Origin of the sequence: Bacteroides caecigallinarum (assembly GCF_021530995.1) — a bacterium.
Taxonomy (GTDB): Bacteria; Bacteroidota; Bacteroidia; order Bacteroidales; family Bacteroidaceae; genus Phocaeicola; species Phocaeicola faecigallinarum.
In genome coordinates, this window is record NZ_JADYTF010000026.1 from 24,395 (window position 1) to 33,731 (window position 9,337).

Genomic DNA, 9,337 nt, shown 5'->3' on the forward strand with positions numbered 1-9,337 from the left:
TTATAAATAAAAAAAAACTATTTTTGTATCATAAAACATAATTAATACTTTATCCATGAAAAAACACTTCACTTTACTCAGCGCCTTAGCCCTCACAACATGTATGGGCATGAGCGCACAGCAGGTAAACAACATGGTTGTTCAGGCGAACAAGATTGGTGCTGAAATACAGCCTACAATGTACGGACATTTCTTCGAAGACATCAACTACGGTGCCGACGGAGGATTATACGCAGAACTTATAAAGAACCGTTCGTTCGAGTTTCCACAGAACTTTATGGGATGGGATGTATTCGGTAATGTAACCTTGCTGGACGACGGTCCGTTCGACAAGAACCCTCACTATGTAAGACTGGGAGACCCGGGACATGCACACAAACGCACAGGTATTGAAAACGAAGGATTCTTCGGAATAGGTATCAAGGCAAACGAAAGTTATCGATTCAGTGTATGGGCAAGAGGTGAAAACCAGAAGATCATCGTGGAACTTATCAATAATGCTTCAATGGGAGAAAGCCAGGTAATAACATCACAGACACTGGACATCAACTCTAAGGACTGGAAGAAATATGAAATAAAGCTTACTCCTAAAGAAACATTTGCCAAAGCACACTTGCGTATCTTCCTTGCATCTGCAGGAACTGTTGACCTGGAACATGTATCATTATTCCCAACAGACACATGGAAAGGCCGTGAGAACGGATTGCGCAAAGACCTCGTACAGGCCCTAGCCGATACCAAACCAGGAATATTCCGTTTCCCTGGAGGATGTATCGTGGAAGGTACTGATCTTGCTACAAGATATAACTGGAAAAACTCTGTAGGTCCGGTAGAGAACCGTCCATTGAACGAGAACCGCTGGCACTATACTTTCACCCACCGTTTCTTCCCTGATTATTTCCAGACATACGGAATGGGATTCTATGAACTCTTCCTGCTGGCAGAAGATATGGGTGCAGAACCATTGCCTGTACTTAGCTGCGGACTTTCATGCCAGTTCCAAAATAATACTGAAGATGCACACGTAAAGGTTTGCGACCTTCAGCCATACATACAAGATGCTCTCGACCTAATAGAGTTTGCCAATGGAGCAACAGATACTAAATGGGGTGGTCTCCGTGCCGAAATGGGACATCCGGAACCATTCAACCTCAAATTCATAGGAATAGGTAACGAACAGTGGGGGCCTGAATATCCTGAACGTCTGAAATTATTCGTTGAAGCAATCCGCAAGGCATATCCTGAAATGAAGATTATCGGTTCGTCAGGTCCTAACTCAGAAGGTAAGGACTTCGAATATCTGTGGCCGGAAATGAAAAAGCTGAAAGTTGATCTGGTGGACGAACATTTCTACCGTCCTGAAGACTGGTTCCTTAACTCAGGAAGCAGATATGACAACTACGACCGTAAAGGTCCGAAAGTATTTGCAGGCGAATACGCATGCCACGGAAAAGGCAAGAAATGGAATCACTTCCACGCATCACTTCTCGAAGCTGCTTTCCTGACAGGTGTTGAACGCAATGCAGACGTTGTACATATGGCTACTTACGCTCCTCTATTGGCACATGTAGAAGGATGGCAGTGGCGTCCTGACCTGATTTGGTTCGACAATCTCCGTTCGGTACGTACATGCAGCTGGTATGTTCAGAGCCTATACGGACATAACAAGGGAACAAACGTAATTCCTCTGACTATGGACAAGAAAGCAGTTAGCGGCCAGGAAGGACAGAACGGACTCTTTGCAAGTGCTGTAATCGACAAGGAGAATAATACATACATTCTGAAAGTGGTAAACACTTCGGACAAGAATCAGAAGCTGAACATTGAATTTAAAGGGCTTAAGAAATCTGTAGCTCTGGTCAACGGCAAATGCATCACTCTTCATAGCGACAACTATGACGCAGAGAACACCCTTGACGAACCAAACAAGATTGTTCCGGTTGAAAAGGATATCAATATAGAAAAGAACATCCTCAACACAGAAATTGGCGGAATGACATTTGCTATCTATAAATTCGAAATATCTAAAAAATAATTTATGAAGAACATCTTTTTATCAATTGCCATGATGGCAAGTGTATCGGCTTTTGCACAGCAGAAGGCTACGATAGAAATTTATCCTGAAAAAGGAAACCAGATCATACCGAAAGAGATATACGGCCAGTTTGCCGAACATCTGGGTACATGTATATATGGAGGACTTTGGGTTGGCGAAGACTCGGACATTCCAAACGTGAAAGGTTACAGAACAGACGTATTCGAAGCACTGAAGAAGCTTAAAGTACCTGTGCTGAGATGGCCTGGCGGATGTTTTGCCGATGAATATCACTGGATGGACGGTATCGGTCCTAAGGAGAACCGTCCGCGTATGGTGAACAACAACTGGGGTGGCACGGTAGAGGACAACAGCTTCGGAACTCATGAATTCCTCAACCTCTGCGAAATGCTTGGTTGCGAACCTTACATCAGCGGTAATGTTGGTAGCGGCTCGGTAGAAGAAATGGCAAAATGGGTGGAATACATGACTGCCGAACAGGGAAGCCCTATGGCTAAGCTACGCAAGGAAAACGGACGCGAAAAGCCTTGGAAAGTGAAATATTTCGGAGTAGGAAACGAAAGCTGGGGATGCGGTGGAAGCATGCGTCCAGAATACTATGCCGACCTATACCGCCGTTATTCCACATACTGCAGAAACTATAACGGAAACAGACTGTTCAAGATTGCAAGTGGTGCAAGCGATTACGACTACAACTGGACTGAGGTACTTATGAAGAACGTAGGTCACAGAATGGACGGAGTATCTCTCCACTACTATACTGTGGCAGGTTGGACTGGAAGCAAAGGTTCGGCAACAAAGTTCTCAAATGAAGATTATTACTGGACAATGGGCAAGTGTCTTGAAATAGAAGATGTACTGAAACGCCACATAGCCATTATGGACCAATATGACCCTAAAAAGCAGATTGCCCTGATGGTAGACGAATGGGGTACATGGTGGGATGAAGAACCAGGAACTGTTCCCGGACACCTTTACCAACAGAATACACTGCGCGATGCCTTTGTGGCTTCACTCACTCTCGACGTGTTCCATAAATATACAGACCGCGTAAAGATGACAAACATCGCACAGATAGCAAACGTTCTTCAATCTATGATTCTTACAAAAGATGACAAGATGGTATTGACTCCTACATACCACGTGTTCGAAATGTATAACGTACATCAGGATGCCACTTATCTACCATTGAATCTTGAATGTAATTACAAGGTGGTAAGAGACAACAGAGAAGTACCGATGGTAAGCGCGACAGCGTCACGCAAGGACGGACTGACACACATTTCTCTGTCAAACGTAGATTTGAATGAGGAACAGGAAATCACTATCAAACTTGACGGAATGAGCGTAAAGAGTGTTTCAGGAAGAATCCTTACATCTGACAAGATTGACGATTACAACTCATTTGAAAATCCTGACGTGGTATGTCCTAAGGAATTCAAAGACGCTAAGATCAGCAAGAACACACTGAAAGTGAAACTGCCGGCAAAATCTATCGTCACACTTGAACTGAAATAATGTTTCCAATAAGTTTAGAAGATATATCCTAAACCTATAAAAAAAACTCATTGTCAATCCTAGCGGATGACAATGAGTTTTTTTAACGTCCAAACGTTTTCCTGCTGATTAAAAATTAAATTTCCCAAGTATCGTTAGTATCAAGAAGCTCAGCAAAATTGTGGTATTTCTTTCTTTCTGAAACTTCTTTTATCTGGTCTTCTACGGCTTGTTCGTATGTAGGAGCTTCAACGTCGCGAATAACTCCAAGAGCAATCGGGAAATCAGGGCCTTCCATCAGAGCCAGTTTCAACTGCAAGGTATTGTCCATACAGTGTGCATCATGCACCAGAATATCTTTCTCTGTTATTCCGTTCTCGCCCAGTTTTACGACTTTAAGTCCGAAACCTTCCTGAATCAGTCCGAATTCCTTGTTAGGACCGAACAACATTGGTTTTCCGTGTTCCAGATAGATGGCATTGCGTTCGCGGTCTTCTTTCTTAGCGATTGAGTTATGAGTTCCATCGTTGAAGATTACGCAATTCTGAAGCACTTCCACTACAGATGTTCCTTTGTGCTTTTCTGCAGCTTTAAGAACCTCTACAGATGGATTTCCGTCAACAGCCGCACAACGTGCGAAGAAGCGTCCGCGCGCACCGAAACAGAGTTCTGCTGGACGGAACGGGTCTTCCACAGTTCCGTATGGAGATGACTTGCTGACAAAACCTCTATCAGAAGTAGGAGAATACTGTCCTTTAGTCAATCCGTAGATACGGTTGTTCAGAAGAATGATGTTGATGTCAACATTACGGCGGATGGCATGGATGAAATGATTACCACCGATGGCAAGGCCGTCGCCATCGCCGGAGATCTGCCATACAGTGAGTTGTGGATTAGCTACCTTTACTCCTGTAGCAATTGCTGCAGCACGTCCGTGAATGGTGTGCATACCGTATGTGTTCATATAATAAGGCAGACGTGAAGAACAGCCGATACCGGAAATAACAGCTATATCCTTAGGTGCTGTACCTATCTCTGCCAATGCCTTGTGGAATGAATTCAGAAAAGCATGGTCTCCACATCCCGGACACCAGCGAGGTTGTCCTGCTTTATAATCGGCTGCTGTATATTTTGATTCGCTCATAGATTATTCCTCCATTATTTTTGTGAAAGCATCAACCAGTTCCTGTACTACGAACGGCTGACCTTTAACCTGGTTAAACTGATGTAAATGCAATCCTTCTATCTTCATGCGCAGATAGCCTGCGAACTGTCCCATGTTCTGTTCAGCAACAACAATCTTCTTGTACTTGCGAAGAACTTCTTCTGTATTCTTAGGAAGAGGGTTGATGAAACGGAAATGTGCAAGGGCAGCTTTCTTTCCATTGGCATTAAGTGTATCCATGGCAGAATGAAGATGTCCGTATGTACCTCCGAAACCAACAATCAACAAATCAGCATCCTCTGCTCCTTCCACTTCGAGCAACGGAAGCGTGTCGGCAATTTTTGCCACTTTCTCTGCACGGAGCTGAGTCATGAGATGATGGTTTTCAGGTTCAGTAGAGATAGCTCCTGTCTCACTGCTCTTCTCAAGACCACCGATACGGTGCATAAAGCCCTCTGTACCAGGTTTTGCCCAATAGCGGACACCTGTTTCATAATTACGCAGGAACGGAGTCCAGTATGAAGACATATCAGGAGTTACGTATGGAGGATTGATAGACGGATATTCGTTCAGGTCAGGCAATTTCCATGCAGCCGAACCGTTTGCGATATATGCATCAGTAAGAAGTACCACAGGAGTCATGTGTTCCAAAGCAATCTTACATGCTGTATATGCGGCATCGAAACAGTCAGTAGGTGATGATGCTGCAATAACAGGCATAGGGCTTTCACCATTACGTCCGTATAATGCCTGAAGAAGGTCTGTCTGTTCGGATTTAGTTGGCAAACCTGTAGAAGGACCTCCACGCTGTACGTTTACGACAACCAGAGGCAATTCTGCTATCACAGCCAGGTTCATAGCCTCACTCTTAAGACAAACACCCGGACCGGAAGTAGAAGTAACGGCCAGTGCTCCTGCAAATGCAGCTCCTACAGCCGAAGCACATCCGGCAATTTCGTCCTCGCACTGAACTGTCTTGACTCCAAGTGATTTATGTTTGGCCAGTTCGTGGAGTATATCTGTAGCAGGAGTGATAGGATATGAACCAAGATAAAGTTGCAATCCAGCCTTCTCAGCCGCAGCGATAAGACCGTATGATGTAGCCTTATTACCGTTGATATCCATATATCGTCCGTGAGCCTTCTGGTTCTTAGAAGGGACTCTGTAGCTCATAGAAACGGAAGCATGGGTATTGGCTCCAAACTGATAGCCGGCATACAATACCTGCACATTAGCTTCAGCTATCTCAGGTTTCTTGGCAAACTTCTCACGCAATATCTTTTCACCAATCTTTACATCGCGCTGGAAAAGCCAACATACCAATCCCAATGCAAACATGTTCTTGGTACGCAGGATTGATTTATTGTCCAGACCGCTGTCTTTCAGACATTCCTTACACATAGTGGTAATAGAAGCCTCTACCACCTCATTCTTTATGCCAAGTTCAGAGAAAGGATTTTCCAGCTGGAACTGTGCCTTCTCCAAATCGCGTTTTGTAAACGAATCTGTATCAATGATTATTACTGACTGAGGCTTACAGAATTTATATTGGGTTTTCAGCGCTGCCGGGTTCATTGCAACAAGTACATCACATTTATCGCCCGGAGTATAAACCTTTCCCGAACCGATATGTACCTGGAATCCGGACACGCCTGTAAGTGATCCTTGCGGGGCACGAATATCTGCAGGATAATCAGGGAAAGTACTGATGTCATTTCCCTCAGTTGCTGATATATTGGAAAACATATTTCCGGCCAACTGCATACCGTCGCCAGAGTCACCTGAGAAGCGTACTACCACTTCATCAATCTCCTTGACTGTTATTTCTTCTGCCATAATGTTGCTAATTTAAATTTTCAAAAATATTAATGTCTGCAAAAATGGAAAACTTCTTTCAAAAAAACAACAAAACACGGGTGTTTTTTTACAAATAGCATAGCTATTCATTTTTTTTACATAAATTATTGCATAATCAGCAAAAAGATGTATTTTTGCAAAGCATTTGAAAAACATTTGCAAAATTCATAAAATAAATCGCCCTTGTAGTTCAACGGATAGAATAGAAGTTTCCTAAACTTTAGATAGGGGTTCGATTCCCCTCGAGGGTACAAAAGAAAGTCCAATAAATGAATGCATTACATAATGCATAAGAAAGAAGCACATCTAATACATTGCGAAATGCATTAACATGTGCTTCTTTTTTTATGCAGTCTTATTTTATAACTCCCAATTCTTTACCCACTTTAATAAACGCAGCAATAGCTTTGTCAAGATGCGCGCGCTCGTGTCCGGCAGACAACTGTACACGTATACGTGCCTGTCCTTTAGGAACTACAGGATAGTAGAAGCCTGTAACGTATATTCCTTCTTCCTGCATACGCGCTGCAAAATCCTGCGACAATTTGGCATCATAAAGCATAACGGCACAGATAGCACTTTGGGTAGGCTTGATGTCAAATCCTGCGGCAAGCATATTATCACGGAAATAGTTTACATTTTCTATCAGCTTGTCGTGCAACGAATCGCTCTCCTTAAGCATCTTGAACATCTCAAGGCTGGCACCTATAATAGCAGGCGCAACTGAATTCGAGAACAGATAAGGGCGTGAACGCTGACGAAGCATATCAATAATCTCCTTTCTTCCGGTAGTGAAACCACCCATAGCGCCACCGAATGCCTTACCCAGGGTTCCTGTGAATATATCTACACGGCCATAAACACCGAACTGTTCTGCCACACCGTGACCGGTAGGACCTACAACTCCGGCTGAATGTGATTCATCTACCATGACAAGAGCATCGTATTTCTCTGCCAAATCGCAAATCTTATCCATTGGAGCGACATTTCCGTCCATAGAGAACACACCGTCTGTTGCGATGATACGGAACCTCTGTGCCTGTGCTTCCTGAAGGCAACGTTCCAAATCAGCCATATCGGCATTTGCATAACGATAACGTTTAGCCTTGCACAAACGTACTCCATCAATGATAGACGCGTGATTCAACGCGTCAGATATAATGGCGTCTTCTTCTGTAAGAAGTGGTTCGAACAGTCCACCGTTGGCATCGAAACAAGCGGCATAAAGAATAGTATCCTCAGTCTTGAAATAATCAGAGATAGCAGCCTCAAGCTGTTTGTGCAAATCCTGAGTACCGCAAATAAAACGTACTGACGACATTCCATATCCGTGGGTATCCATGGCAGCCTTAGCAGCTTCAATCAGACGTTTGTTATCCGACAAACCCAAATAGTTGTTGGCACAAAAATTCAATACATCTTCACCGGCATTCACTTTGATATCAGCACGCTGAGGTGTAGTAATGATTCTTTCCTTCTTGTATAGTCCGGCAGCTTCTATATTAGATAATTCTTCTGCCAGAAAGTTCTGAAATTTTCCGTACATAATATATCTGTATGAGGTTAATAAAAAAAGTTTTAATACCAGATACCCATAAAGGTATATCTAATAAAGTACACGCCAAAGTTCCGATTTTTTTTTGAATTTCAGTATTTATTACGAATATTTTTTCATAATTATTTAAACAATAAATATCTTTGCAGAAAATACGATTAACCAAACCAAATGAATTTATGAAAAATATCCTTATCATCGGTTCAACCGGTCAAATCGGCTCTGAACTAACAATGAAACTAAGAGGTATGTATAATGGTAATATTGTGGCAGGATACATACCGGGTGCGGAACCTAACGAAACAATCAGAGAATCCGGTCCGTGTGCAATAGTTGATATTACAAATGAGCAACAGATAGCAGAAACTGTCTCAAGATATAAAATAGATACTATATACAATCTGGCAGCACTACTTTCAGCCGTTGCGGAAGCGAAACCACAGCTTGCATGGAAAATAGGTATGGGAGGACTTTTCAACGTCCTTGAAGTTGCCAGAGCCATGAACTGCGCAGTATTTACTCCAAGTTCAATAGGCGTTTTCGGTAATAACACTCCTAAAGACAAGACTCCACAGGACACAATACGCAATCCTAGAACTATGTATGGGGTAACAAAGGTTTCAGGAGAACTCCTGAGCGATTACTATCACATACGATTTGGTGTAGATACACGTTCTGTAAGATTCCCGGGATTGATCTCATACGTAACTCCTCCGGGAGGCGGAACTACAGACTATGCAGTTGACATTTACTATTCTGCAGCTAAAGGTGAAACTTTTGAATGTCCTATAGCGCAAGGAACATTCATGGATATGATGTATATGCCTGACGCTCTTCGTGCTGCTGTTGAAATTATGGAAGCCGATCCAAGCAAATTCATTCACCGTAACTCGTTCAATATCGCTTCAATGAGTTTTGAACCGGAAATCATATATAACAAAATAAAAGAATACGAACCGGATTTCAAGATGGTTTATAATGTCGACCCACTCAGACAAGCCATCGCTGATTCATGGCCTAACTCACTTGACGATACTTGCGCACGCGAAGAATGGGGTTGGAAACCTGAATATGACCTGGATGCAATGACACGCGATATGCTTGCGAAGCTAAAAGAAAAGTTTGGGAAATAATTTTTAGTCATCAGATACTAGTTGATAAAATCTATTTATAAACAAATAAAAAATCCCGACCGCTTCTATACGGT

Annotated in this window: 6 protein-coding genes and 1 tRNA gene; 4 read left to right on the plus strand and 3 right to left on the minus strand. The window is 42.9% G+C overall.

Features of this window, described 5'->3' with window-relative positions:
- Positions 1–55: 55 nt before the first annotated feature.
- Both I6E24_RS05615 and I6E24_RS05620 read left to right on the plus strand, forming a co-directional pair.
- Positions 56–2,035, plus strand: coding sequence for an alpha-L-arabinofuranosidase C-terminal domain-containing protein (locus I6E24_RS05615; RefSeq protein WP_235326952.1), 1,980 nt, complete (start codon positions 56–58; stop codon positions 2,033–2,035).
- 3 nt (positions 2,036–2,038) lie between these two features.
- Positions 2,039–3,574 carry an alpha-N-arabinofuranosidase gene (locus tag I6E24_RS05620; protein ID WP_235326954.1) on the plus strand — a complete coding sequence of 512 codons (1,536 nt, stop codon included), beginning with the start codon at positions 2,039–2,041 and terminating at the stop codon, positions 3,572–3,574.
- Between the two features lie 115 nt (positions 3,575–3,689).
- Here the strand turns inward: I6E24_RS05620 and I6E24_RS05625 are convergent, their stop codons facing one another.
- Together I6E24_RS05625 and I6E24_RS05630 are read right to left on the minus strand one after the other, a co-directional pair.
- Positions 3,690–4,697, minus strand: a complete 1,008-nt coding sequence (locus tag I6E24_RS05625) for a 2-oxoacid:ferredoxin oxidoreductase subunit beta (RefSeq protein ID WP_235326956.1) — start codon at positions 4,695–4,697, stop codon at positions 3,690–3,692.
- A gap of 3 nt (positions 4,698–4,700) precedes the next feature.
- Positions 4,701–6,554, minus strand: a complete 1,854-nt coding sequence (locus tag I6E24_RS05630; protein ID WP_235326958.1) for a 2-oxoacid:acceptor oxidoreductase subunit alpha — start codon at positions 6,552–6,554, stop codon at positions 4,701–4,703.
- 200 nt (positions 6,555–6,754) lie between these two features.
- Between I6E24_RS05630 and I6E24_RS05635 the strand changes: the two genes are divergently transcribed.
- Positions 6,755–6,826: transfer RNA gene (locus tag I6E24_RS05635), tRNA-Arg, on the plus strand.
- A 104-nt stretch (positions 6,827–6,930) separates the two neighbouring features.
- On the opposite strand, the gene kbl is transcribed toward I6E24_RS05635, so the two are convergent.
- Positions 6,931–8,121, minus strand: coding sequence for a glycine C-acetyltransferase (kbl, locus tag I6E24_RS05640; RefSeq protein WP_235326960.1), 1,191 nt, complete (start codon positions 8,119–8,121; stop codon positions 6,931–6,933).
- Between the two features lie 188 nt (positions 8,122–8,309).
- Here kbl and I6E24_RS05645 point away from each other — a divergent pair, with 188 nt between their 5' ends.
- Entirely contained in the window at positions 8,310–9,263 is a 954-nt protein-coding gene (locus I6E24_RS05645) for an NAD-dependent epimerase/dehydratase family protein (protein WP_235326962.1), read from the plus strand.
- The last annotated feature ends 74 nt before the right edge of the window (positions 9,264–9,337 follow it).

What these genes read in the sequence shown, in the direction of transcription:
- I6E24_RS05625 (WP_235326956.1), bottom strand. Translation starts at nt 4,697, where the DNA reads ATGAGCGAATCAAAATATACAGCAGCCGATTATAAAGCAGGACAACCT.
- I6E24_RS05645 (WP_235326962.1), top strand. Translation starts at nt 8,310, where the DNA reads ATGAAAAATATCCTTATCATCGGTTCAACCGGTCAAATCGGCTCTGAA.
- I6E24_RS05615 (WP_235326952.1), top strand. Translation starts at nt 56, where the DNA reads ATGAAAAAACACTTCACTTTACTCAGCGCCTTAGCCCTCACAACATGT.
- I6E24_RS05620 (WP_235326954.1), top strand. Translation starts at nt 2,039, where the DNA reads ATGAAGAACATCTTTTTATCAATTGCCATGATGGCAAGTGTATCGGCT.
- kbl (WP_235326960.1), bottom strand. Translation starts at nt 8,121, where the DNA reads ATGTACGGAAAATTTCAGAACTTTCTGGCAGAAGAATTATCTAATATA.
- I6E24_RS05630 (WP_235326958.1), bottom strand. Translation starts at nt 6,554, where the DNA reads ATGGCAGAAGAAATAACAGTCAAGGAGATTGATGAAGTGGTAGTACGC.